We start from the raw sequence: 22,347 nt of genomic DNA, 5'->3' as shown, positions 1-22,347 counted from the left end.
TCAAGGCAGGCCCAGGCTGGCTACGATAGGAAGGGCCTCACCATCCCGGAGAGGCACGTGTCGCACTCCATCGAAAGCCTTGATACAAAAAGTCTTGATGCGGCAAGCTTTGGCCTGCCCGCGGCGAGGACAGCGGCGTTGGCGCGGCATCTCTAGTGACCCGCAAGCTGTTGCGGTCGACCATCGCCCGCATCGATCTATCGCAATTTCCAGGATCGTGCTGCGGCTGAGCGCGGCGGCCGCAAGAAAATGCATGAGGGGCGCCGGATGCACCAGCATTTAAGGCGAATTTTCCTGCTGCTTGGCTTGGCCTCGAGCTTCGGCGCGTCGTCCGCTCTCGCCGCTGATCCCAGCCACGGCTCCGACCTCGCCACGCGGTGGTATGCAAGCTGCCGCGTCGTGGCGAACGGCCAGGCCGACGCGAGCGCCACAAAATGCAAATCCCTGCCGGAGGACCGACAGGGATCAGCAGAAAAGACGATGGACGGCGAATGAAGCCCGTTCGGTGGCCCATCATGGACCTGCGCCAGCATTGAAGTGCGGATCTCCACATCGCGCAAGATCAATTATCGGCACGCAGCGCACACGCCGGAATCAGGACTTTTCCTTGCCGGACTGCATGAAGCTGCCGGTCATCTGGCGCATGTGGTCCCCTGCGCCAGTAAACTGGCTGCGCAGGAAGTCGGACTGGATTCGCATCGCTTCCTGAAGGTCGGTGGCATGCACGAGCTTGCGCGCGTGTTCGAACGCCGATTTCATGTTCTGCTCGGTGAACGCGAGCGCCTGCTTGGACACTTCGGTGCCCGCTCCGGGAACCGATGTCATCGATTTGGTGGCAGCTTCGAAAAACATGCCGAATGCCTTTTCCGCTTGGTCGATCGTCTTTTCGGCCAAGTCGCGCAGTTCGGCTGGGACTTCGATCTTCGGTTCGATCATGGTCGTACTCCTCCCTTTTTCCCAACTGAATACCACACTTGCCGGGTCGCGTTCCAGCGGCCAGCCCAGGGGACCAACGGCGCCCGGCGGTCCGGCTCCGGCAGGAAAACGAGGGACGAGGCGTAAGGCCGGCGCGTGGCCGGGCTCAGGACAGGGGGTGCTCGGGAAGGATTTCTTCGGTGGCGAGGTCTTCGACCAGCTTAATGACCTCGAAACGCTGTCGAGGCGCGAGTTTCAGGAATGCACGAAGCAGGCGCAGACTTTCGACGGTGCTGCTTGCAGGCGCGCCGAGCTTAAGGTGCAGTTCAGCCGCGAAATTGAGGTTTTTCATCTCGCATCCATGACAAGCATCGAGCAGGTTGCAATTATGCCAAGGAACAACCCCTCCGGCAAGCCCCAACCGTCGCCGTAGCGATGCTTCGTCTGCATCGCACCACGGCAATTCCGGATAACAGGAATATGGACCGTCGTCACCCACCTGCGTCAAGAAGCGGCATCACTCACGCACACTGCATCGATCGCTGTCAACCGTCGCGGCATTTCGCCGTGTTTGCGATGTGAACGGAGGTTGGCGACGTCAGATTAATGTTTCTTCAGAGCATACACGTAATTGTTGAGTCCGACCTCGGCGGCTGCATGGTCGACGAAAATGAGCGTTGACCTGGTGTCTCCAGTGTCTGATCCCTCCGCCAATGAAGCCGAGCGATGCGGCCAGCGCCCAAGGATCGGCCTCCTTGTCGACACGCTGCGTCGAATGCACCCTGGAAGATCATGTCGGGTTTGGACGCGGCCTCTCGCATGGGTTCATCGGTCTGAAGATATTTCCGCCAATGAACCGTCATTCAAGGTTGAACGACCAAGCGGTTGCGAAGCGGCCACGCAGATCACGGGCGCCAGGGCTGACGGACTTTCTCGATTCGGGCGCGCCTCAGCACCAAAGGACGACGGCATGCTTTCTCGCTGCGATCCCATCAAGGGCGCCGCGGTCGCGCTTCTCACCCTCTCGATACAAGGCGCATGGGCGCAGGAGACCAGGATGAATCTGTTCAAGATCGTTACCATCAAGGACGAAATCGTCGTCGGATTATCGGCGGAGGAGCTTCAAGCACTCGGCGGCAATGATGCGAGCGCGGTTGCGCACGCGCTGGCGCAGAAGGGCGACCTCACGGTCTGGCAGTACAACGTGCATCGCGGCCCGAACGGCGAATTGCAACTTGCGCCGACCGCCAAGATCGGGATCTTGGCCAACGCATCGCTCCGTGTCGAGCCCTATACGACGCCTTGCCAGATCGTGCCGCATCCATAAGGAGCGGACAGGTGCGCCTGCGGCCGAGCCAGCAGGCGCGCCGCCGTCATCGACACCGCTGTGCGCGCCGAGCCTCGCCTTCCGTTGCAAAGCCGTAGACCAGCGCCAGCCGGTCCAGGCATTCGCGAAAGCGCCGTGCGAAATAGTCCTTCCAGCGTTGGGTATGGACGGCGCGGCGCTCCCCGATCTGATCCATGGTCAGCCCCAGCACCAGTACGTCGTGCACCAGCGCGGCGCCGTCGGTACCGAGTTCGCGCTCGACCAAATTCAGGCGCAGCACAGCCTGGCGTTGGCTCTCGGTGACGGGCTCGCGCGAGCGCGTGCCATCGACATATTCGCGCGTCGGGTCCACCGCCTGGGGCCCGCGCTCCGCCCTCTCCCAATCGTTCTGGAAGGCGCGCCCGCCGCGATATTGCGCCTCGTCGACTTGGTGATGCGCGTGCAACCGGCCGAGCGGGTCGCCGCGGATCGACCGCACGGCTACGATCTTCTCGCCGGCATCAAGCGCCAGCGGATTGTCGATCTCGACCTCCACCACCTCGGCATTGAACGGCACCTCTTGCGATCGCCGGTCGCAGATTCCAGTCAATCTGTAGGACTTGTTGCGTCGAGCACGTGCCACTCGGATACTCCCTTGCAAAATTGAACGGATAGCGGTCCCGTCAGGCGGCAGAGATCAGCCTCAATACGACGGGGCCGGCTGCACGGGCGGACGCAGCTTCAGACCTTCGCGTCAGGCGGGCATGCGGCGTGCAATAGCTGGAGCCCGGCTGGCGCGGATGGCCGCAGAAGGTGATCTGCTCCCCGTCCTTGTCGCCGCCATAGGGATAGCGGCAATCGTCGCGCCCGAGCTCGACCAGCGGGATCAGGCGGGGCTGGACGCCGACACACCGCAACTTGACCCGCGCGGCAGGTTTCAGCGCGGACTTCGGCGGCACGTTCAGGTACGGCACTGCCGGCCGGCGCGGCGAAGGCAGCCAGGCCTCGCCCGACAAAGACGGCACGATCGACGGGCTCATCATCCGTGCTGGCGCAACGAGCCCGAGCCGCTTGGCGCGGCCGACCACCGCGTTGCGCGTATAAGCCGTTCCAAATCTTGCGTTAATCTCCCGTCCTATCTCGGCATAAGACATGCCTTTGAGAAAATGGTCGCGAAGCGCGTCGGAGTGCTCCGACGGCCAATGGCCCGGTTCCATGCTGCTGTCCCGTGATTTCCTCCGATCGCACGACCGGAAGGCGAAACACACATTCCGGTATTCCGAAGTAGAAGTCAAGCGACAATTCTGATATTCATAATTGCATCGATTCCGAATTTCGGATTACAAGAGGCGAGACGCTGGGCAATCGAGGGAATCACCATGTTGGACGTTGCAATGATCGAGCGGGGCCTGGAGAAGACGGGCAAGAGCAAGGGCGGTCTGGCGGAGGCCATGGGCGTGCGGCCCGGCGCAGTATCGGAGATCCTTGGGGGGGAGCGCTTGGTGAAGGCGTCCGAAATTATTCCGATCATGGAATATCTTGAGCTCAATCTCGCGCCGATCATGGGCCGCGTCGGGGCCGGCGCGGTGATCGAGCCCGATTATGAACAGGTTCCGCCGGAGGGGCTCGGCGACGTCGCCCTGCCCTTCCCGATCATGGAAGAGACGGTCGCCTTCGAGATCGTCGGCGATTCGATGCTGCCGAAATACGAGAGCGGCGACGTGGTCGTGGTCTACAAGGACCAGCGCCACCCGCTGTCGAGCTTCTACGGCGAAGAGGCGGCGGTGCGACTCAAGACCGGGGAACGCTATCTGAAGACCATCGAGCGGGGCAAAACCCCCTCAGTCGTCAATCTTACTAGCTTCAACGCCAAGCCGATCGTGGGCGTCAAGCTCGAGTGGGTCGGCGAGATCTGCCTGTCCATGCCCAAAGGTCAGCTCGAGCGGCTGCGCGCCAAGTCGGCACGTCCTCGCAAGAAGAGCAAATAGGCGTCGATTTCCGATTTCTGGAAATCCTCCTTGACTTGATTCCGTTTTTCCTAAATACTCTGCCGCGCCCCGGCTACGGGGCGCGGCAGGATCGTTTCATGCAGTATTTCGTTGTGATGATCGACTACGGGCGGCGCGGACGCGAGGCAGTCGTCGATCCCGAAATCACAAGGCGCGAGGTCATCTCCCGCATCGCTTCGGGTGAATATCAAAACATCTCGTTCATCCACGAAATCGCGGAGAATTCGGTCGAGGACGTGACCGAGGCTATCCTGAGCGAGGCCGTCCTCCCCCAGGTTCCGCCTGGAGAAGTCGACCTCCAGGCGATCCGCCTCGATCATGCCCGCGAGCTGCGCAAGCATGAGCGGACGTGACGGAGGCCTGCGCCGCCGTCCGGCTGGAGATCACACCGTGAGAACGGTCGATCCCGTGGTCTTGCGCGCGGCGAGATCGGCATGCGCCTTGGCGGCGTCCTTCAGCGGGTAAGTCTGACGCACCTCGATCTTGACTGCGCCGGACTTGACGACGTCGAACAGTTCGCCTGCCATTGCAACCAGGTTCTCGCGTTTGGCGGCATAGGTGAACAGCGTCGGCCGGGTGACGTAGAGCGAGCCCTTCTGCGCGAGCAAGCCGAGATTGAGCGGCTCGACAGCGCCGGAGGACGCACCAAACAGCGCCGCCACGCCAAGCGGCGCGAGGCAATCCAGCGACTTCAGGAACGTATCCTTGCCGACGGAGTCGTAGACCACCGGCACCTTCTTGCCACCCGTGATCTCGTCCACGCGCTTCACGAAATCCTCGCGCGTGTAGATGATGACATGATCGCAACCATGCGCCTTGGCGAGCTTGGCCTTCTCGTCGTTGCTAACGGTACCGATCACGGTTGCGCCAAGATGTTTGGCCCACTGGCTCAGGATCAGGCCAACGCCGCCGGCCGCGGCGTGGAGCAGGATGGTGTCGCCGGCCTTCACGCGATAGGTCTGCCGGATCAGATATTGCGTGGTGAGCCCCTTGAGCATCATCGCCGCCGCGGTCTTGTCGTCGACGCCGTCGGGCAGCTTCAACAGTCGGTCAGCCGGGATCAGCCGTGCCTCGGCATAGGCACCGAGCGGCGATGCGCCATAGGCGACGCGATCGCCGGGCTTCAGATCGGTGACGCCCTGCCCGACTTCCTCGACGACGCCAGCCGCCTCGCTGCCAAGACCGCTCGGCAATTGCGCGGGATACACACCGGAGCGATTGTAGATGTCGACGAAGTTGAGACCGACGGCGGTGTGGCGGATGCGCGCCTCGCCCGGTCCGGGCTTGCCGACGCTGACTTCCTCCCAGACGAGGACTTCCGGGCCGCCGGTCTTGTGAAAACGAATGGCATGCGTCATGGGCGTTGCTCCCTTATCGTTGCAGTGATGGTCAGAAAACCTGATCGGCCGGAGAAATAGGTATTTGATCCGCCCGTTACAGTACAGAGACGTGACAAGAATGTCACAGCGAACGACAAACGCCCGCCGTTCCGCCTCTGTTCGAAGGAGTTGATGACGACCTTCGGGCGACCGGCAGTAGCCTTTGCGCGGGGTTGGTGGTCGCCTGCGAAGGAGAGCCGAGATGCCAGCTTATGTACAGCATCATCAGGACACCGAGATCGCGCCTGTGATTTGCCCGACGTGCATGGGATTCCTGCCAATGTATGTTCGCGAGGTCGAGCCGCATTGGAGCCTTGCCAAGATCGACTTCGTCTATGAATGCGCCGATTGCGGCGCCGAGGTCAGACAGACCATCCGCAAGCCGGAGCTGCTGCGGCACTGACCGCGGTCGGCGAACCGCTCAACTATTTGCGTTCAGTGGAAAAAACGCCGTTCACGCGGGTCTGATGTCTCCCAAACGAGGCTTGTTCTTTGCGGTGAACGCAGGCAGAACAAGCCTCAAGCAAGACCTTTGGGAGCGCCCTTTTCGTGGCTGAACAGAAGCCCTCGACCGCGATCGAGGCAGTGGAGAGCGGCCTCGCCGCGCAGGGTTACATCGCGAGCCGGCAGATCGCGACCGCCGTCTATTTGTCGCAGCAGATCGAGAAGCCGATCCTGGTCGAGGGCCCCGCGGGCGTCGGCAAGACCGAGCTTGCCAAGGCGATTGCCGCCTGGCGCGGCATGAAGATGATCCGCCTGCAATGCTACGAGGGCCTCGACGAGGCCAAGGCGCTCTACGAGTGGAAATACGCCAAGCAGCTTCTCTATACCCAGATCCTCAAGGACAAGCTCGGCGAAGTCCTCGGCGGCGCGCGGACGCTGCATGCCGCACTCGAGCAGCTCCACGATTTCGGCGACGTGTTCTTCTCCAAGGAGTTCGTCGAGCCGCGTCCTCTGCTCCAGGCGCTGGAGCAGCCGGGCGGCTGCGTGCTCCTGATCGACGAGATCGACAAGTCGGACGCGGAGTTCGAATCGCTGCTGCTGGAAATCCTCTCTGATTTCCAGGTCACGATCCCCGAGCTCGGCACGGTCTCGGCGATCACGCCGCCGACGGTGATCCTCACCTCCAATAGCGAGCGCGATCTCGGCGACGCCCTGAAGCGGCGCTGCCTGCATCTGCATATCGGCTTCCCGGAGCAGCGACTCGAGGAGCGCATCGTCGAGAGCCGCGTGCCGAACATCTCGCAGACGCTGCGCCGGCAGATGGTCGGCTTCATTCATGAGATCCGTTCGCTCGACCTGAAGAAGCTGCCCTCGGTCAGCGAGACCATCGACTGGGCGCGCGTGCTGGTGCTGCTTCAGGCCAGAGAGCTCGATACGGCCATCGTCAAGGACACGCTCAATGTGCTTCTGAAATACGAGTCCGACATCGAGGCAGCAACGCCGCAAGTTACGACCTTCATTGCCAAAGCGGCACGGTCCAACGTCTTCGGTTGACACGCGATGCGGGAGAACCTCCATCGTTTCTTTCGGGCTGCGCGCGGTGCCGGCGTCCACGTTTCGCCCGCCGAAAGCATCGATGCGATGCGCGCGGTCAGGCAAGTCGGCTTTTCCGACCGCGCCATCCTGCGCGATGCGCTGCTCCTGACTCTCGCCAAGTCGCAGGACGAGAAGCTCGCACTCGGCGATTGTTTTGACCTGTTCTTCAGCCAGCCCGAGCCGCGGCAGGATCAGCGCGAGGCCGACAGCGACGCCGATGCCTCGCAGGACCCGGATCAGTCGCCCTCATCCGATGCGACGGGCGAAGCGGGCGAAAGTCAGCGTCCCGAAGGATTAGGCCCACTTGCGCAGATGCTGCTGTCGCAGGATCGCAACGCGATCGCAGCCGCCATCGCCAGTGCCTCTGGTGCAGCCTCGCTCTCCGACATCCGCTACTCGACCCAGCGCGGTATCTTCTCCAGCCGCATCCTCGACGCCATGGGCCTTCAGCGCCTGCGCGACGATCTCGACGAGTTGACCGCGAGCAATCCGGCGCTCGCCGAGCGCCTGCGCGCCGCGCTCGATGCCTTGCGTGAAGCGGTGCGCGACACCGTCTCGCAAGGGCTTGCGCTCTATGCCCGCGAAGAGACCGAAAATCTCCGCAACGAAATCCTGCGCAACGCGCCGCTCGCCCGCATCGAGCGGCGCCAGCTCGAGCAGATGCGCGCCCTCATCCGCCAGATCGCGCGGCGCCTGCGCGAGCGCTATTCGAAGCCGCGCAAGCGCCAGCGCCGCGGCCATCTCGACGTCCGCCGCACACTGCGCCGCAACGCCGCCTGGAGTGGCGTGCCCTTCCTCACGGCTTGGAAACGCAAGCACCGCGACCGTCCGAAAATTGTTGCGCTCTGCGACGTCTCCGGCTCGGTCGCGCAGGTCTCCGATTTCTTCCTGCTCCTGATCCACTCGCTGCACGAGGTGGTCGACGACGTCCGCTCCTTCGCCTTCTCCTCGCATCTGATCGAAGTCAGCGACATCCTGGAAAAGCAGTCGCCGGAAGAGGCGATGGCCGAGATCATGTCCAAGGTCGGCTTCGGCTCATCCGATTACGGCTCCTCTCTGGTCGATTTCGAGAAGGAGTTTATGCGCATGCTGACGCCGCAGACCACGGTGATCGTTCTCGGCGACGCCCGCAGCAACAATCTCGACCCGCGCGCCGACATCTTGCGCCGTATCTCTGAGCGCTCGAAGCGCGTGGTCTGGCTCAATCCCGAAGGACGGCTCGCCTGGGGTTTTGGCGATTCCGAGATGCCGCGCTACGCGACCTTTTGCAGTGTCGTGCGCCAATGCGCTACCGCACAGCAGCTCGAGCGAGCGGTGTCCGATATCGTGGCGACTTATCAGTAGGCCACAAATTCACGGCAAACGTCAGCTTCGCGCCAGCTCCGCTTGAGCGATATTGCACTCTCGGAAGTGGTAGGCGATTTCGTCGAGCGCGCGCTGCTCCCATTCCTGGGCCTGCGCAAGCCAGAACACCCGGCGCTCGGAATCCAGCGCGGCGCGCTCGCGACACAGAAATTCCTGATTGCGAATTTCCACCAGCCTGTTCATGCACTCACACTCCTGTCGTGTGAAAGCCATTCGCCTGCAAATTAGCGTAACAGAATCCCGAACCCTTCGCCTCAAGATTTCTGTGTTTATTGCGACGCAGAATGGGACAGCGATGCTTCTAGTGCACTGCGGCAGGCTCCGCATGATCAAGAGCAGATCATCAATTAGTGATCGGAAATCGGAACGGTATTTGCCTGTAAACGATCTTAGTTCTTGTGATGCAATGATGTGCGGCAATTTGTGAAGAGACGTTCTAAACAACTCACCGAATTCCGGACTCAATGTCGTCGCATGGTTTTCATGCAGCGCCGTTAACAGGAGCGTGCCAACGGTATTACCGCTAGAGGCAACATGAACAACGACGTCGATTTCGATCTTTCACCGGACCAGTGGGAAGCGCTGAAGGCGCTTCGCAACCCGGTGTCGAATGGTCGCTTCTCGAAAGCTTATCTCATCGAAAGCCTCGTCAAGCTAGGCCTCATCGTTATCAGTGACGGCGTACCTTCGATGACGCCGACCGGACGCAAGGTGCTGGTGCGCGGATCATGCCGGCTACTGGATCTCGTGGCGTGACAAGGTGGTTCGCGCGCAACACCTCTGCACGATCGCCTGAAAGAATCTTTTGCGCGCTGCTGAAGGCGCGTCGCGGAGATTGCTTCAACCCGCCAATGTAACGATCAAAGGTCCATTCCGGGTTGCGATAACCGTGTGTTCGTACTGAACGGTAGGCGCCTCGGGGCTGCTGTAGAGCGTCCATGGATCATCACCATCCTCGTCCCACTCGGCGCCAAAGGACAGGAACGGCTCAATGGTGAACACCAGGCCATCGCTGATGCTGCGACGCTCAAGTTCCTCGCCTACCTGCGCGAGGAGCTGACCATCGTGCTTGCGACCGCCTCTTCCGACGCCGTGCTGCCTCAGATCATGAAGAAGCTGGAGCTGATGGGCGTGAAGGATTCCGTCGTCGGCCTCGTCATCCCGACCGGTTATTCGTTCAACCTCGACGCCTTCTCGATCTAGCTCACGCGTCGTCTTCATCGCGCAGGTCACCAACACGCTGTCCTTCGGCGATCTCCTGCTCGTGCTCGGCGTCTCCCTGATCACCTCAAAGGGCGCGGATGGCGTGCCGGGGTCGGCAATCGTGATCCTCGCGGCGATGCTGAACGCAGTGCCGAGCATCCCTGCGATCGGCCTTGTTCTGATGCTGTCGGTGGACTGGTTCATCGGCATGGCCCGCGCGGTCAGCAACCTCGTCGGCAATTGCATTGCGACGGTCGTGTGGCTGCCTGGGAAGGCGATCTCGACCGTGCCAAGGCGGCCAAGGTACTGGAGGGTGGCGAGCTCGTAGACGTGACGGCGGGGTAGCCCTCGCCGGTCAGTCATTCCAATGGAGCAAGGGCGTTCCGAACGCCCTGCTCCAGACGGAAAGGAAGCGAGGAAACCAGGAGTGAGCCACGGCGCTCTTATAGGCCCAGGTGCGATATTTCAGACCTTGCTCCGAGATCAGTTCCTGATATCCGCCATGGACCTCGGTCGCGGTGCGAATGTCCTTCAATATTCCCTGCGCCCAGGCCCGGTAGGTATCGCCCCCTGAGAATTCATCATAGTCCAGCATTCGATCGGCGAATTCGACGTTGAATGTCGGCCAGGAGGATCGCCCCTGATAGGCGGGCGCCGCGATCTTGTGGATCATCTTGTTCCGGGGATTATCCGCGGAGACCAGGAAGTGGAACGTGCCGGGTATGCGAAACCGCGGCTCCGCAATGATCAGATCCGTCGTGGCGGCGAACAGCGCGCGCTCGTTCGCATCGTTTAGATCCCAAAAGCCGCGTTGCACGCTGACGAAATCCAGCGCGACCGAGGACACCGCCGAGCCCGTCGGGGTATCCAGGGAATGCCTGATGTAGCCGTCCTTGCCGAACAGACGGAACAGGTCCCTCTTGTACTGCGCGAGGTCGCGTCCGAGCAGCCGCTTCAACTCGTTCTCATCGACGATCTCGAGCTGCACGCTCCACACGAACGTCGTGTAGACACAAGCGTTGGTGACGAAACGCCTGCGTTCGGCGCGGGTGTCCGTCGCCGCAGAACGCGGCGCACGGGCGTCGCAGAGCAAATACCTGGCACCGTCATCGTTGAACGGCTCCAGCTCGCTCGCCAGTTGCAAGATCGCCCTCTTTAGGTCACCGCCGTATTGGGCCAGCAGCAAGCGGCCGGCACGCGCGCATTGTGACATCGCCAGATACGGCGACGCCCTCTCCTCGGCAGAGATCATCTGCTGAAGTCCTGCCAGAATGCCGAGCAGCGTATCCGAAGGGCGCGAGAAGTAGTTCACGCCGAGATACCGCGCGCGTCCCGCCGGGACGATGGTCGTCGTGACGACGTTGGCGCGAACCGCCTCCAGCATCAGGCGGACGCTTTTTTCGAGCAAACGAGCCCTCCGGACCGCGTCCTGCGAATCCATGATGGTCTCGGGATCGAGGACGTCGGGATAGAACCAGGCGAAGTCACGGGGATAATATGCGGATGCGTGCGGCGCACCGGTAACGAGGAAGGGCTCGCTCATCGAAAAGGCGCTGTCCATCGAGTGCCGGTAAAGGTCCTCAATGGCCGCGGACGAACACTGTTCATGTGCGTCGTCGGGTCATGTCTCTTGGTGTCAACGCTGGCTGCCGATGCTCCAAACACGCCTGATTCGTGTCTCTAACCGATGACTTGCGGGCTCTTGACCCCAGGGCCAACGTCAGTTCGCGCCGGTCCGGTCCTCCCGCGGCCTGAAATTCTCGATCATCCGCAGCAGCACGCGCGCGCCGGCGTCGGCGTCGGCGGGCTCGACATGCTCGTCCGGATGATGGCTGATACCGCCGCGGCAGCGCACGAAGATCATGCCGACATCGGCGATGTCGATCATCGCCATGCCGTCGTGCCCTGCCCCGCTCGGCAGCTCGAACACGGAAAAACCCTCCGCAGCAATCGCCTGCGCGATCTGCTCCTTCAGCCAGGGCGCGCAAGGGGCGGTGCGGCTCTCATGGGTGACGTCGAGCTGAAGCGCCAATTGCCGGCGTTCTGCGATCGCCTCGATCTGGCGGACGGCGTCAGCGACCGCGTGCTTGCGATGCATGTCGGTCGGCGCGCGCATGTCGATGGTGAACGACACCTCGCCCGGAATGACATTGGTCGCGCCGGGCCTCGCGTGGAGATAGCCGACCGTGCCGACCAGGCCGCCCTCGTCGGTGCGGCAGAACTGCTCGATCGCGCCGATGCACTCGGCCGCCCCGGCGAGCGCATCACGGCGCAGCGCCATCGGCACCGTGCCGGCGTGACCGGCCATGCCGGTGAGCCGCGCGGCAAGGCGCGTCGCGCCCGCGATTGCGGTGACCACGCCGACGGGCAGGTTCTGTGCTTCCAGTACCGGGCCCTGCTCGATGTGCAGTTCGAGATAGGCGAGCAGCTCGCGCCGCGCCCGCGCGGCCGCGCCGATGTGATCGGGGTCGAGGCCGAATTGCACGAGTGCGTCACGCATCGAGACGCCGTCGCGGTCGCGCACATTCAAGACGCTCTCGTCAAACGTGCCCGCCACCGCCCGGCTGCCGAGCAGCGTCGAGGCGAAGCGTACGCCCTCCTCGTCGGCAAAGCCGATTACCTCGATCGCGAACGGCAGGCGCTTGCCGCGGCGGTTGAGATCGGCGACGCAGGCGATCGCCGTGATCACACCCAGCGGCCCGTCCCATTTGCCGGCATCGCGCACCGTGTCGTAGTGCGAGCCGAGCATCAGGCAGGGTGCCCCCGGCTGCTCTCCTTCGTAGCGTCCGCAGACATTTCCGATCGCATCGAGATGCGCGCTCATGCCGGCGTCGCGCATCCAGCTCAAGATGAGGTCGGCGGCCTTGCGCAGCTCGTTGGTGAGATAGATGCGGGTGAGCTTGTCGCCTTCTTCCGAGATCGCGGCGAGCTCGTTGATCCCTCGCACGATCTCTTCGCCGAGCGATGTCGTTTGAACGGCGTTACCAGCAGCCATCTCGGCGAGCTTTCCATCTCTTGGGACCGCGGCAGCGGCGGTCCCGGCGGCAATCGATACAAGTTCGGTGCCAGCGAAAATCGCGAGCGCAGTCCCGATCGGCGCGTGGGTAGCATGAATGCGGGTAACCGGCAGGCCCGTCATGCACACGCGCGAGCCGGTGAGACTGCTTAACTCCACTGCATACAATCATCGAATATTGCTCATAAATTAATCTGTTTTGGCAGGATTTCACGACGTCATTTGTTGCAGGGCGGCGCGGCCCTCACGCTCGGCGCGGCGGCCGGCGCCCGGCCGGCCTTGGCGGCCGACACAACCATCGGGTTCATCTATGTCGGCTCGCGCGACGACTATGGCTACAACCAGGCGCATGCGCAGGGCGCGGCGGCGCTGAAGAAGATTCCCGGCCTGAAGGTTGTGGAAGAAGAGAAGGTGCCTGAGACCGACGCGGTCGAGAAGACGATTGAATCCATGATCAATCTCGACAGCGCCACCCTGCTCTTCCCGACCTCGTTCGGCTACTACAACCCGCACATGATCAAGCAAGTTCCCGAAGCTGCGCTTCGAGCACTGCGGCGGCCTCTGGAGCGACAAGGACCCCAAGAACGCCGGCAGCTATTTCGGTTACATCGACGAAGCCCAGTACATCTCATCATCGCGGGCTACACCTCCAAGAGCGGCAAGCTCGACTTCATCGCAGCCAAGCCGATCCCGCAGGTGCTGCGCAACATCAACGCCTTTGCCCTGGGCGCCAGGCTCGCCAATCCCAAGGCCACGACGCAGGTGATCTTCACTGGCGACTGATCATGGCCGCGCGCAACCGCGGCGCAGCCGTGCTGCTCGTCAGCGAGGATCTCGACGAATTGCTCGAACTCTCCGATCGTCTGGTGATGATGTTCCACGGCGAATTCGTGTATGAAGCACGAACCAGCGAAGCCGATCTCACCGTGATCGGCCGGCATATGGCGGGGCATTGACCAGGGAAGAGCGATGAGCGGCGCAGCCGAACGCGACGAGCACTTCCTGCGCCTGTCCTTCGCGGTCGCCCGCCGTTCCCTCACCCATGGCAACCATCCGTTCGGCTGCATCGTCGTCGATGCCGGCGGCAAGGTGCTGATCGAGGCCGAAAACGGCTACATGCCGGACCACGACGGCACCGCGCATGCCGAGCGCCTGGCGGCCACGCAAGCCTGCCGTACGTTCGGCCCCGAGGTGCTGGCGGAAGCCACGCTCTATTCCTCCGCGGAACCCTGCGCGATGTGCGCCGGCGCAATCTACTGGGCTGGCATCGGCCGCGTCGTCTATGGCCTCAGCGAGCACCGCCTGCGTGGCATCACCGGCAACCATCCGGAGAATCCTACGCTCGATTTGCCCTGCCGCGAGGTCTTCGCCAGCGGCCAGCGGCAGACTGAGGTCGTCGGCCCGCTGCTCGAGGACGAGGCTGAAGCGCTGCATGATGGCGTGTGGGCAAAGTAGCTATCCCAATCCAGAGCCGTAGGGCGAAGGCGTGGAGCGCCCTGCCCCGTACGGCAGTGTACCGTTCCTCAAGCGCCGATGGCGCCGCGCGGGACATGCGCGGCGCCATCGTTGCAGCTTGGAGGCCCTCAGCCGATCAGAACTTCACAGTGACGCCACCGTAAACCGTGGACTCGGTGCAGCTCTTGGTGCTCTGGCCGGTCGGGGCAATCGTACAGACGCTAGCCATGGCGTTATGGTCGAGGCCGAACTTGTTCTGCCAGTAGCGATAGGCGACCCAGAGATCGACGAAGTGCGAGTACTTGTCACCCCAGACAGCCTTCGAGGCATCGAAGGTCAGGCGGATCGGTTCACTGTTCAACTCGGTCTTGGACTTGGTGCTGAAGATGCCAGTGCCGGAAAGCGCAGGCAGGCCGTTCGAGTCGCCCTTCGGGCCATACCAGCCGGCGCGGCCGCTGATCGACCAGAACTGCATGTTCGGCGGCAGGAAGCCGAGGTCCATGTAATAGTTGATTTCGACAGCCCAGGTCGGCTTGTAGCTGACATTGCCATCCGAGTTGCAGGCGACGCCGGCAGGCCCGGCGACGAACAGGCCGCACTGGGTGAAGGCGTTGTGGTTCAGGAATTCGTAGTACATCAACGGCGCGACGTTGATGTAGCCCTTGTAGGGAAGGTCGAAGGCGAACTGCAGACCGGCGACGACGTCGCGCTTGGCCGGCGCGAGAAAGTTGTTCTCGGTGTTGGCATCCATGCCGACTTCGAACGAGATGTTGTGCAGCGGCCCCATGGTGAAGGCCTTGGTGTTGAAAATCTCGTTCCAGCCGAAGGTGGAGCGGAACAGGCCGTAGATCTCGGTTGCGCCCGCGCAATCGTTAAGGCCACCGGTGATGGTCACGCCGGGCGCCACGCAAGGCGAGGCGGGATCGTTATGACCGGACTTGAACATTGAGATAGTGAAGAAGTTGGTGCCGTAGGCCCAGAGGTCGAAGTGGGTGAAGGAGTAGACCTGCTTGGCAGTGGTGCCGTTGATGCTGCCATCGGGGCGGACGCTCCACATGCCGGGGTCGGTGCCCTTCGGCATCCAGGAGAACGACACACGGTTGTCGATCACCAGGAAGAACGGGAGGTCCGGCGCCTTTGTGGCGGCCTTGACCGGCAAGTCTGCTGCCTGAGCCAAGCCACCTGTGGCGAGCGTGGCAAGTGACAGCGCCGCTGCTGCAATTGCCCTGAAACGAAACGACATCCTGAATACCCCCAAGTTTGGACACGTAGAAATGAACGTCCTTGGGTGCGACACTTGCGCCGATCTCCCGGAGTGAGAAGCCTCAACTTCTTTCAAGGCATGCCGCTTGTTTCAGCAGGAGGCGGCGTTTCACGGCGGGAGTTTGAGGTCTTTCCGTTTCGCTGTTGCGTCCGCGCGGCGACACGATGCCGTCATTGCCGAACATTCCCGTTTGATTTCGTTTATCTATTGTGTCGACGAAGGATGCCGACACAGTTAGCGAAAGCGATGTTGTCTCGGTCGAGAATTGCATACGCGCGCTGGCCCGATCTTGCTCAACTTCACGTCAGGCCAGCACAGTGGGTTCTGATTTGGTTTGGACCGTCACAAATTTGCAACAACATCTCTCGCAGGAGGCGACCGCCAGGAGGCAACCGCAATGGCTCTCCCGAATGCCGATTGGGAGACGATCATCGACCGACAAGGGCCGTGACTCGCGACACTGACGGCCTGCCGAAGCGTTGAGCAAGGGATGACGCTTTTTCACACCTTACGCGGCGGTTCAAACTAGCCCAGTATTGAGGCACTTCATCCCATGCAAGCGCATCAGCGAATGTTCGATCCGACGTCTAACGGCCTGCATTCCGGCGAGCCCCCGCTGCTTCAGACACTCGGGCTCACCAAATGTTATGGGGATTTTCTCGCCAACGATTCTATCGACATCGATATCTGGCCGAAGGAAATCCACGCGCTGCTGGGCGAGAACGGCGCCGGCAAGTCGACGCTGGTCAAGGCGATCTACGGGCTGATCCAGCCCAGCGCCGGCGAGATCCGCTGGCAGGGGAAGCCCATCGTGCTGTCGGGTCCGTCGGAAGCGCGCAGCCGCGGCATCGGCATGGTGTTTCAGCATTTCTCGCTGTTCGACAATCTCACCGTCGCCGAGAACGTCGCGCTCGGCCTCGACGGACGAGAATCCTTCAAGGACATGTCGGCGCGGCTCGAACAGGTTTCGAAGACCTATGGGCTCCCGCTCGATCCTAAACGCGAGGTCTGGCAACTGTCCGTCGGCGAACGGCAGCGCATCGAGATCGTCCGCGCACTGATGCAGGATCCGAAATTCCTGATCCTGGACGAACCCACCGCTGTGTTGACGCCGCAGGAAGCCGACCAACTCTTCACCGTGCTGGAGCGGCTCAAGGCCGAAGGCCGCGCCATCCTCTACATCAGCCACAAGTTAGAGGAGGTGAAGCGCCTCTGCGACACGGCCACGATCCTGCGCGGCGGCAAGCAGGTCGAGACCTGCAATCCCAGGCTCGAGACCGCCGCCTCGCTCGCGCGCATGATGGTCGGCAGCGAGATCAAGCAAGTGAAAGCACCCGCCGGCCGGAAGACCACGGTGCCGCGGCTTGTCGTCAACGACCTTTCACTCGCCCGCGGCGAAGCGCATCGCGTGCGGCTCGAGCACATCTCGTTCGAGCTGAAGGGCGGCGAAATCCTCGGCATCGCCGGCGTCGCCGGCAATGGCCAGGACGAGTTGTTCGCCGCGCTCTCCGGCGAACGCCTGTCGAAGGATCCCGGCACGGTGGTGATCGAAGGCATCGCCGCAGGACACCTCTCGATCACCCGGCGCCGCAAGCTGGGCGCGGCCTTTGTCCCGGAAGAACGGCTCGGCCACGGCACCGCGCCGCGCATGAAGCTGTCGGAGAACGCGCTGCTGACCGGGCATGCCGCCAGCGGCATGGTCCATCACGGCTTCATCGACACCGCGGCAACACTCAAGACCGTGGATCGCGCGACCGAAACGTTCGACGTGCGCAAGGCAAAGCGCGATCCGGAAGCCGCGAGCCTCTCTGGCGGTAATCTGCAGAAATTCATCGTCGGCCGCGAAATCCTGCGCAATCCGGCGGTGCTGGTCGTAAGCCAGCCGACCTGGGGCGTCGATGCCGGCGCCGCTGCCGTCATTCGCCAGGCGCTGCTCGATCTCGCCACGGCCGGCGCCGCGGTGCTGGTGACCAGCCAGGATCTCGATGAACTCGCGGAGATCGCCGACCGCATCGCGGTGATGTTCCACGGCCGGCTGTCGGCACCGCTCGCCACCAGCGAAGCGACGCGCGAGAAGCTCGGCCTTCTGATGGGCGGCAGCAGCCTGGAACCGAAGGAGGCCGCGCATGCAGTTGGTGCTTGAGAAGCGCGCCGAGCGCTCCAACACGATCGCGCTGGTCTCACCGCTGATCGCGATCGGCTTGACCATCGTGACCATGGCCATCCTGTTCGCGATCCTCGGCAAAAATCCGCTGCTCGCGCTGCACGCCTACTTCATCGCACCGCTCACGGACGGCTATTCGCTCCAGGAGATCGCGGTGAAGGCGACGCCGCTGGTGATGATCGCGATCGGCCTGTCGCTCTGCTATCTCGCCAATGCCTGGAACATCGGCGCCGAAGGGCAATTCCTGATCGGTGCGGTCGCCGGAAGCTGGATCGCGGTGAAGACGCAGGGTACCGACGCCGGCGTCTGGGTGCTGCCGGCGATGTTCGTGCTGGCCGCAGCCGCTGGCGCGCTCTATGCGCTGATCCCGGCTATCTGCAAGGTGAAGTTCGGTGCCAGCGAAATCCTGACCAGCCTGATGCTGGTCTATGTCGCCGACCTCTTCCTCGACTATCTCGTGCGCGGCCCCTGGCGCGATCCGCAAGGCTTCAACTTCCCGACCACCGCCGAGTTCGATCCGGTGGCAACGGTACCACTGCTGATCGAAGGCGGGCGACTGCATCTCGGCTCGATCATCGTCCTGCTTGTCGTTGCAGCCGCCGCGATCCTGCTAGGGCGAACTATCAAGGGTTTTGAGATCCGCGTGGTTGGTGCCGCGCCCCGTGCGGCGCGGTTCGGCGGCTTCAATTCCGACCAGTTGATCATCCTCACGTTCGCGGTCTCGGGCGCGCTCGCGGGCCTCGCCGGCATCATCGAGGTCGCGGGCCCGGTCGGGCATCTCCAGCCCGGCATCTCGCCCGGCTACGGTTTTACCGCGATCATCGTCGCCTTCCTCGGCCGGCTGAACCCGCTTGGAATATTGATTGCAGGCCTTTTTCTCGCATTGACCTTTATCGGCGGCGAGCAGGCGCAGATCGCGATGAAGATCCCGTTGGACGTCACCAAGGTTTTCCAGGGCATCCTGCTGTTCTACGTGCTCGCCTGCGATTCCCTCATCCTCTACCGCTTCAAGCTGGTCGTCCCGAACCGACAGGTGGCCCGTGGAACTGGCTGAAGCCATCATCCTGGCGGTGCTCGCCGCCTCCACGCCGCTCCTGATCGCCGCAACCGGCGAGCTCGTGACCGAGCGCTCCGGCGTGCTCAATCTCGGCGTCGAGGGCATGATGATCGTCGGTGCGGCCTGCGGCTTTGCCGGCGCGTGGCTCACTGGCTCGATCTTCATCGGCGCACTGTTCGGCATCGCCGCGGGCACGCTGATGTCGTTGATCTTCGCGTTGATGGCGCTCGGGCTCGCCGTCAACCAGGTTGCAACGGGTCTCGCGCTGACCATCCTCGGCGTCGGCCTGTCCGGCCTGATCGGCGCCGGCTTCGTCGGCGAGCGCATCACGCCGGCCGTGCATCTCACCATTCCCGGCCTCACCGACATCCCCCTGATCGGCCGCGTGCTGTTCGGCGAAGATGCCTTCGTCTATTTCTCCATCGCGCTCATCATCGGCGTCTGGTGGTTCCTGTATCGTTCGCGGGCGGGCTTGATCCTCCGCGCCTGCGGCGACAATCATGTCTCCGCGCATGCGCTCGGCTATCCCGTGCTGCGCATCCGCACCTTCGCCGTGATGTTTGGGGGCGCCTGCGCCGGGCTTGCCGGCGCTTATCTGCCGCTCGCCTATACGCCATTCTTCATTCCCGGCATGACGGCAGGCCGCGGCTGGATCGCGCTGGCGCTGGTCGTGTTCTCATCCTGGCGGCCGGGTCGGCTCGTGGTCGGCGCCTATCTCTTCGGCGCGGTGACGATCCTGCAACTGCACGCGCAGGGTTGGGGCGTCGGCATTCCCTCGCAGTTCATGTCTGCGTTGCCTTATCTCGCGACCGTCACCGTTCTGGTCCTGCTCTCCCGCACGCGCACCGGAGGTTCGACCGCACCGGCCGCGCTCGGCACTGTGTTCGTGCCTGACCGCTGAGTTTGATTTCCGTGGCGTGCGCGATGGGGCGCGCACGCTGCGGATTGTGGCTTTCCCCGACTGTTTGGAGATTGATGATGAGGAAAACACTTCTTGCGCTGGCTGCCGGGCTTTTGCTTTCCGGGAGCGTCAGTGCAGCCTCCGCCGCCGACAAGCTGAAGGTCGGGTTCATCTATCTGGGTCCGATCGGAGACCTGGGGTGGACATATCAGCATGATCTCGCGCGGCAGGCGCTGGTGAAGGAATTGGGCGACAAGATCGAGACCACTTATCTCGAGAACGTGCCTGAAGGCCCCGACGCCGAGCGCGCCATCGAGCAGCTCGTCCGCGCCGGCAACAAGCTGATCTTCACGACTTCGTTCGGCTACATGGATCCGACGCTGAAGGTCGCGAAGAAATATCCGAACGTGCATTTCGAGCACTCCACCGGCTACAAGCGCGACAAGAACATGTCGACCTATTCGGCCAAATGGTATCAGGGCCGCTACATCCAGGGCCTGATCGCGGCCAAGATGTCGAAGTCCGGCGTGCTCGGCTATATCGGCTCGTTCCCGATTCCCGAGGTCGTCTCCGGCATCAACGCGACGATCCTGGCGGCGCAGACCATCAACCCGAACATCAAGGTCAAGATCATCTGGGCCAACACCTGGTTCGACCCGGGCAAGGAAGCCGACGCCGCCAAGGCGCTGATCGACCAGGGCGCCGACGTCATCATGCAGCACACGGATTCACCGGCGGCGATGCAGATCGCCAGCGAACGCGGCAAGCTCGCCTTCGGACAGGATTCCGAGATGATCAAGTTCGGGCCGAAGACCCAGCTGACCTCGATCCTCGACACCTGGGGTCCTTACTACATCGCGCGCGTCAAGGCCGAACTCGACGGAGCCTGGAAATCGGAGGACACTTGGGGCGGCCTCGACAGCCACATGTTCGCGATGGCGCCGTACACCAACATGCCGGACGACGTGAAGAAGATGGCCGAGGATGCCCAGGCTGCGATCACGGCCGGCAAGCTGCATCCGTTCAAGTGCCCGGTCCTTGGGCAGGACGGCAAGGAGGTCGAGTGCAAGGGCGGCGCCAATCTTGCTGACGGCCAGATCCTCGGCATGAATTTCTACGTGAAGGGCATCGACGACAAGCTGCCAGGCAAGTAGCACGCTTCTTGCATTGCCTACATCACCTGCTCCTCCCGGAGGAGGTTCGGAGGGGGTGGCCAGAAGCACCCGGCACTTGTGGTCGCCCCCTCCTTCTACTTTGCCTTGACCTATCTATCCTGGCCTTGACTATCCTGCCTGCATGGCCCGCGCCGCGGAACTGTGACGGCGGATAAGGTCAGGGACGTCCAGTCCCGGGATCGCGCCGTCGATTACCGTCCAGTTGCCCGCCACCATCACCCGGTCGGCCCGATGCGCCCCGCACAGCACCAGCGCGGCCAGCGCATCGCCGTGGCCGGAGAAGCGCAGCTCGTCGAGTTTGAACAGGGCGAGATCGGCGACCTTGCCGACGGCAATCTCGCCGAGTTCCGGCCGGCCGACGCAGGCCGCCGAGCCCTTCGTGGCCCAACGGAGCGCGTCCTTGTGACTCACTTTTGCTACCCCGTAGCGGGCCCGTTGCAGCAGGAATGCGGCCCGTACTTCCTGCATCAAATTCGAACCGTCGTTCGAAGCTGAGCCGTCGACGCCGATGCCGATGCCGACACCGGCCTCCTCCATCTCGCAGACGGGGCAGCAGCCCGAGGCCAGGACCTGGTTGCTGCAGGCGCAATGGCTGATGGTCGTCTTCGCCTTGCCGAGCCGCTTCATCTCGTCCGCGTTGAAGAAGATACCGTGGGCGAGCCAGGTCCGCGCATCGAGCCAGCCGCACTGATCGAGATAGTCGAGCGGACGGCAACCATACATCGCTTGGCAGAACCTGTTCTCGTCCTCGGTCTCCGCAAGATGAGTGTGCAAACGGACGTCGAGCTTGCCGGCGAGATCGGCGGTGGCGCGCATCAAGGACGTCGTCACCGAGAAGGGTGAGCATGGCGCGAGCGCAATCTGCACCATCGCGTCCGCGCCGCGCTGATGATGCTTTGCGACCACGCGCGCGCTGTCGGCGAGGATCGTGTCCTCGTCCTGTACGACGCTGTCAGGCGGCAAGCCGCCGTCGCGCTGCGACAGGTTCATCGAGCCGCGCGTGAGCAGCACCCGGACCCCGAGCCGTCTTGCGACTCCGACCTCGATATCGACGGACTCCTCGAGCCCCGCCGGGAACACGTAGTGGTGATCCGTTGTGGTGGTGCAGCCCGAAAGCAGGAGCTCGGACATCGCCACGGTGACGCCGAGCTCGAGCGATTCCGGGGTCAGCTTCGCCCAGACCGGATAGAGCGCCTGGAGCCAGGGAAACAGCTCGCGGTCCATCGCCGCCGGCAGCGCCCGCGTCAGCGTCTGGTAGAAATGATGATGCGTATTGATCAGGCCCGGCAGCACGACATGCTCGCGGGCGTCGAACACCGCGACGTCCGCCGTCGCGGGCCTGCCGCCGGCCGGCACGAGCTCGACGATCCGACCATCCCTCACTACGATCCCGCGCTCCGCACCGTCGGCGAGGATGGCCAGGGGATCCCTGACCCAGATCGGCTTTGCGTCGCTCATGACCCTGCTTCTCCTCAGATCGCTGATGACAGGCGCCCAATGCCGACGCCGGCCCGAACGCCTTTCTGCTGCGACTTGTTGTTGCGACTTGGCTCCGGTCTTGCAAGACTCTCTTGTACGATTCACCGGGGGGAAGCGTCG

At 62.9% G+C, this 22,347-nt stretch carries 22 protein-coding genes and 5 pseudogenes; 16 read left to right on the top strand and 11 right to left on the bottom strand.

Going from position 1 to position 22,347, the window contains the following annotated elements; genetic code table 11:
• Nucleotides 1-267: 267 nt before the first annotated feature.
• A complete protein-coding gene (locus tag IVA80_RS19410) occupies nucleotides 268-495 on the top strand; it encodes a hypothetical protein (protein WP_247433708.1) in 228 nt (75 codons plus the stop codon).
• A gap of 99 nt (nucleotides 496-594) precedes the next feature.
• Here the strand turns inward: IVA80_RS19410 and IVA80_RS19405 are convergent, their stop codons facing one another.
• A complete protein-coding gene (locus IVA80_RS19405) occupies nucleotides 595-936 on the bottom strand; it encodes a phasin (RefSeq protein WP_247433705.1) in 342 nt (113 codons plus the stop codon).
• A 145-nt stretch (nucleotides 937-1,081) separates the two neighbouring features.
• Nucleotides 1,082-1,267: a hypothetical protein gene (locus IVA80_RS19400; protein WP_247433702.1), complete on the bottom strand. Its 186-nt coding sequence runs from the start codon at nucleotides 1,265-1,267 to the stop codon at nucleotides 1,082-1,084.
• A 618-nt stretch (nucleotides 1,268-1,885) separates the two neighbouring features.
• On the opposite strand from IVA80_RS19400, the gene IVA80_RS19395 reads away from it, so the two are divergent.
• On the top strand, nucleotides 1,886-2,242 hold the full coding sequence (locus tag IVA80_RS19395) for a hypothetical protein (protein ID WP_247433699.1): 357 nt from the start codon (nucleotides 1,886-1,888) through the stop codon (nucleotides 2,240-2,242).
• A gap of 46 nt (nucleotides 2,243-2,288) precedes the next feature.
• On the opposite strand, the gene IVA80_RS19390 is transcribed toward IVA80_RS19395, so the two are convergent.
• Entirely contained in the window at nucleotides 2,289-2,864 is a 576-nt protein-coding gene (locus tag IVA80_RS19390) for a hypothetical protein (protein ID WP_247433696.1), read from the bottom strand.
• 40 nt (nucleotides 2,865-2,904) lie between these two features.
• On the bottom strand, nucleotides 2,905-3,438 hold the full coding sequence (locus IVA80_RS19385) for a GcrA family cell cycle regulator (RefSeq protein ID WP_247433693.1): 534 nt from the start codon (nucleotides 3,436-3,438) through the stop codon (nucleotides 2,905-2,907).
• Nucleotides 3,439-3,600: 162 nt separating this feature from the next.
• Between IVA80_RS19385 and IVA80_RS19380 the strand changes: the two genes are divergently transcribed.
• Both IVA80_RS19380 and IVA80_RS19375 read left to right on the top strand, forming a co-directional pair.
• Nucleotides 3,601-4,209, top strand: a complete 609-nt coding sequence (locus tag IVA80_RS19380) for an XRE family transcriptional regulator (RefSeq protein WP_247433690.1) — start codon at nucleotides 3,601-3,603, stop codon at nucleotides 4,207-4,209.
• Nucleotides 4,210-4,307: 98 nt separating this feature from the next.
• Nucleotides 4,308-4,583: a hypothetical protein gene (locus IVA80_RS19375; RefSeq protein ID WP_247433687.1), complete on the top strand. Its 276-nt coding sequence runs from the start codon at nucleotides 4,308-4,310 to the stop codon at nucleotides 4,581-4,583.
• A 30-nt stretch (nucleotides 4,584-4,613) separates the two neighbouring features.
• On the opposite strand, the gene IVA80_RS19370 is transcribed toward IVA80_RS19375, so the two are convergent.
• A complete protein-coding gene (locus IVA80_RS19370; RefSeq protein ID WP_247433683.1) occupies nucleotides 4,614-5,588 on the bottom strand; it encodes a quinone oxidoreductase in 975 nt (324 codons plus the stop codon).
• A 223-nt stretch (nucleotides 5,589-5,811) separates the two neighbouring features.
• Here IVA80_RS19370 and IVA80_RS19365 point away from each other — a divergent pair, with 223 nt between their 5' ends.
• The 3 genes from IVA80_RS19365 to IVA80_RS19355 all read left to right on the top strand — a co-directional run bounded on the left by IVA80_RS19365 (nucleotide 5,812) and on the right by IVA80_RS19355 (nucleotide 8,492).
• Nucleotides 5,812-6,012, top strand: coding sequence for a hypothetical protein (locus IVA80_RS19365; protein WP_247433680.1), 201 nt, complete (start codon nucleotides 5,812-5,814; stop codon nucleotides 6,010-6,012).
• Between the two features lie 146 nt (nucleotides 6,013-6,158).
• Nucleotides 6,159-7,106, top strand: a complete 948-nt coding sequence (locus IVA80_RS19360) for a MoxR family ATPase (protein WP_247433677.1) — start codon at nucleotides 6,159-6,161, stop codon at nucleotides 7,104-7,106.
• 6 nt (nucleotides 7,107-7,112) lie between these two features.
• Complete coding sequence (locus tag IVA80_RS19355; RefSeq protein ID WP_247433674.1) at nucleotides 7,113-8,492, top strand: VWA domain-containing protein; 1,380 nt, start codon at nucleotides 7,113-7,115, stop codon at nucleotides 8,490-8,492.
• A 21-nt stretch (nucleotides 8,493-8,513) separates the two neighbouring features.
• Here the strand turns inward: IVA80_RS19355 and IVA80_RS19350 are convergent, their stop codons facing one another.
• Nucleotides 8,514-8,696 (bottom strand): hypothetical protein, encoded by a 183-nt coding sequence (locus IVA80_RS19350; RefSeq protein ID WP_247433672.1) that lies wholly within the window; start codon nucleotides 8,694-8,696, stop codon nucleotides 8,514-8,516.
• A gap of 351 nt (nucleotides 8,697-9,047) precedes the next feature.
• Here IVA80_RS19350 and IVA80_RS19345 point away from each other — a divergent pair, with 351 nt between their 5' ends.
• Nucleotides 9,048-9,269, top strand: a complete 222-nt coding sequence (locus IVA80_RS19345) for a hypothetical protein (RefSeq protein WP_247433669.1) — start codon at nucleotides 9,048-9,050, stop codon at nucleotides 9,267-9,269.
• A gap of 84 nt (nucleotides 9,270-9,353) precedes the next feature.
• Here IVA80_RS19345 and IVA80_RS38625 read toward each other — a convergent pair.
• Nucleotides 9,354-9,542, bottom strand: a pseudogene (locus tag IVA80_RS38625) (type I methionyl aminopeptidase); the annotation flags it as partial.
• Between IVA80_RS38625 and IVA80_RS19340 the strand changes: the two are divergent.
• A pseudogene (locus tag IVA80_RS19340) lies at nucleotides 9,540-10,061 on the top strand (cation:dicarboxylase symporter family transporter); the annotation flags it as partial. The pseudogenes IVA80_RS38625 and IVA80_RS19340 sit on opposite strands and share 3 nt — an antisense overlap.
• Nucleotides 10,062-10,071: 10 nt before the next feature.
• Here the strand turns inward: IVA80_RS19340 and IVA80_RS19335 are convergent.
• Together IVA80_RS19335 and IVA80_RS19330 are read right to left on the bottom strand one after the other, a co-directional pair.
• Nucleotides 10,072-11,307 (bottom strand): annotated as a pseudogene (locus IVA80_RS19335) (hypothetical protein); the annotation flags it as partial.
• Nucleotides 11,308-11,436: 129 nt separating this feature from the next.
• Nucleotides 11,437-12,711: an allantoate amidohydrolase gene (locus IVA80_RS19330; protein WP_247433666.1), complete on the bottom strand. Its 1,275-nt coding sequence runs from the start codon at nucleotides 12,709-12,711 to the stop codon at nucleotides 11,437-11,439.
• Nucleotides 12,712-12,924: 213 nt separating this feature from the next.
• Here IVA80_RS19330 and IVA80_RS19325 point away from each other — a divergent pair.
• The 3 genes and pseudogenes from IVA80_RS19325 to IVA80_RS19315 form a co-directional block, all read left to right on the top strand.
• Nucleotides 12,925-13,512, top strand: a pseudogene (locus IVA80_RS19325) (BMP family ABC transporter substrate-binding protein); the annotation flags it as partial.
• Between the two features lie 2 nt (nucleotides 13,513-13,514).
• Nucleotides 13,515-13,688, top strand: a pseudogene (locus IVA80_RS19320) (ABC transporter ATP-binding protein); the annotation flags it as partial.
• A gap of 13 nt (nucleotides 13,689-13,701) precedes the next feature.
• Nucleotides 13,702-14,187, top strand: coding sequence for a nucleoside deaminase (locus IVA80_RS19315; protein ID WP_247433663.1), 486 nt, complete (start codon nucleotides 13,702-13,704; stop codon nucleotides 14,185-14,187).
• Between the two features lie 136 nt (nucleotides 14,188-14,323).
• Here the strand turns inward: IVA80_RS19315 and IVA80_RS19310 are convergent, their stop codons facing one another.
• Entirely contained in the window at nucleotides 14,324-15,430 is a 1,107-nt protein-coding gene (locus IVA80_RS19310; protein WP_247433660.1) for a hypothetical protein, read from the bottom strand.
• 592 nt (nucleotides 15,431-16,022) lie between these two features.
• Between IVA80_RS19310 and IVA80_RS19305 the strand changes: the two genes are divergently transcribed.
• The 4 genes from IVA80_RS19305 to IVA80_RS19290 all read left to right on the top strand — a co-directional run bounded on the left by IVA80_RS19305 (nucleotide 16,023) and on the right by IVA80_RS19290 (nucleotide 20,727).
• A complete protein-coding gene (locus IVA80_RS19305; protein WP_247433750.1) occupies nucleotides 16,023-17,594 on the top strand; it encodes an ABC transporter ATP-binding protein in 1,572 nt (523 codons plus the stop codon).
• Nucleotides 17,578-18,669, top strand: coding sequence for an ABC transporter permease (locus IVA80_RS19300; RefSeq protein WP_247433657.1), 1,092 nt, complete (start codon nucleotides 17,578-17,580; stop codon nucleotides 18,667-18,669). Before IVA80_RS19305 ends, IVA80_RS19300 begins: the two co-directional genes overlap by 17 nt.
• Nucleotides 18,656-19,573, top strand: coding sequence for an ABC transporter permease (locus IVA80_RS19295; protein WP_247433654.1), 918 nt, complete (start codon nucleotides 18,656-18,658; stop codon nucleotides 19,571-19,573). The genes IVA80_RS19300 and IVA80_RS19295 overlap by 14 nt, the downstream gene beginning before the upstream one ends.
• A 77-nt stretch (nucleotides 19,574-19,650) precedes the next feature.
• On the top strand, nucleotides 19,651-20,727 hold the full coding sequence (locus tag IVA80_RS19290) for a BMP family ABC transporter substrate-binding protein (RefSeq protein WP_247433652.1): 1,077 nt from the start codon (nucleotides 19,651-19,653) through the stop codon (nucleotides 20,725-20,727).
• 129 nt (nucleotides 20,728-20,856) lie between these two features.
• Here IVA80_RS19290 and IVA80_RS19285 read toward each other — a convergent pair whose 3' ends face one another.
• Nucleotides 20,857-22,206, bottom strand: a complete 1,350-nt coding sequence (locus IVA80_RS19285) for an 8-oxoguanine deaminase (RefSeq protein ID WP_247433649.1) — start codon at nucleotides 22,204-22,206, stop codon at nucleotides 20,857-20,859.
• Nucleotides 22,207-22,347: the final 141 nt, after the last annotated feature.

Origin of the sequence: Bradyrhizobium sp. 139 (genome assembly GCF_023074175.1) — a bacterium.
Lineage (GTDB): Bacteria > Pseudomonadota > Alphaproteobacteria > Rhizobiales > Xanthobacteraceae > Bradyrhizobium.
The sequence above is the reverse complement of the archived record's forward strand: the minus strand, read 5'-3'. Positions and strand labels throughout refer to the sequence as shown.

Bases quoted from the DNA above. Each gene is read 5' to 3' on its own strand.
- IVA80_RS19410 (WP_247433708.1), top strand. From the start codon at position 268: ATGCACCAGCATTTAAGGCGAATTTTCCTGCTGCTTGGCTTGGCCTCG.
- IVA80_RS19405 (WP_247433705.1), bottom strand. From the start codon at position 936: ATGATCGAACCGAAGATCGAAGTCCCAGCCGAACTGCGCGACTTGGCC.
- IVA80_RS19400 (WP_247433702.1), bottom strand. From the start codon at position 1,267: ATGAAAAACCTCAATTTCGCGGCTGAACTGCACCTTAAGCTCGGCGCG.
- IVA80_RS19395 (WP_247433699.1), top strand. From the start codon at position 1,886: ATGCTTTCTCGCTGCGATCCCATCAAGGGCGCCGCGGTCGCGCTTCTC.
- IVA80_RS19385 (WP_247433693.1), bottom strand. From the start codon at position 3,438: ATGGAACCGGGCCATTGGCCGTCGGAGCACTCCGACGCGCTTCGCGAC.
- IVA80_RS19380 (WP_247433690.1), top strand. From the start codon at position 3,601: ATGTTGGACGTTGCAATGATCGAGCGGGGCCTGGAGAAGACGGGCAAG.
- IVA80_RS19375 (WP_247433687.1), top strand. From the start codon at position 4,308: ATGCAGTATTTCGTTGTGATGATCGACTACGGGCGGCGCGGACGCGAG.
- IVA80_RS19370 (WP_247433683.1), bottom strand. From the start codon at position 5,588: ATGACGCATGCCATTCGTTTTCACAAGACCGGCGGCCCGGAAGTCCTC.
- IVA80_RS19365 (WP_247433680.1), top strand. From the start codon at position 5,812: ATGCCAGCTTATGTACAGCATCATCAGGACACCGAGATCGCGCCTGTG.
- IVA80_RS19355 (WP_247433674.1), top strand. From the start codon at position 7,113: ATGCGGGAGAACCTCCATCGTTTCTTTCGGGCTGCGCGCGGTGCCGGC.
- IVA80_RS19350 (WP_247433672.1), bottom strand. From the start codon at position 8,696: ATGAACAGGCTGGTGGAAATTCGCAATCAGGAATTTCTGTGTCGCGAG.
- IVA80_RS19345 (WP_247433669.1), top strand. From the start codon at position 9,048: ATGAACAACGACGTCGATTTCGATCTTTCACCGGACCAGTGGGAAGCG.
- IVA80_RS19330 (WP_247433666.1), bottom strand. From the start codon at position 12,711: ATGGCTGCTGGTAACGCCGTTCAAACGACATCGCTCGGCGAAGAGATC.
- IVA80_RS19315 (WP_247433663.1), top strand. From the start codon at position 13,702: ATGAGCGGCGCAGCCGAACGCGACGAGCACTTCCTGCGCCTGTCCTTC.
- IVA80_RS19310 (WP_247433660.1), bottom strand. From the start codon at position 15,430: ATGTCGTTTCGTTTCAGGGCAATTGCAGCAGCGGCGCTGTCACTTGCC.
- IVA80_RS19305 (WP_247433750.1), top strand. From the start codon at position 16,023: ATGTTCGATCCGACGTCTAACGGCCTGCATTCCGGCGAGCCCCCGCTG.
- IVA80_RS19300 (WP_247433657.1), top strand. From the start codon at position 17,578: ATGCAGTTGGTGCTTGAGAAGCGCGCCGAGCGCTCCAACACGATCGCG.
- IVA80_RS19290 (WP_247433652.1), top strand. From the start codon at position 19,651: ATGAGGAAAACACTTCTTGCGCTGGCTGCCGGGCTTTTGCTTTCCGGG.
- IVA80_RS19285 (WP_247433649.1), bottom strand. From the start codon at position 22,206: ATGAGCGACGCAAAGCCGATCTGGGTCAGGGATCCCCTGGCCATCCTC.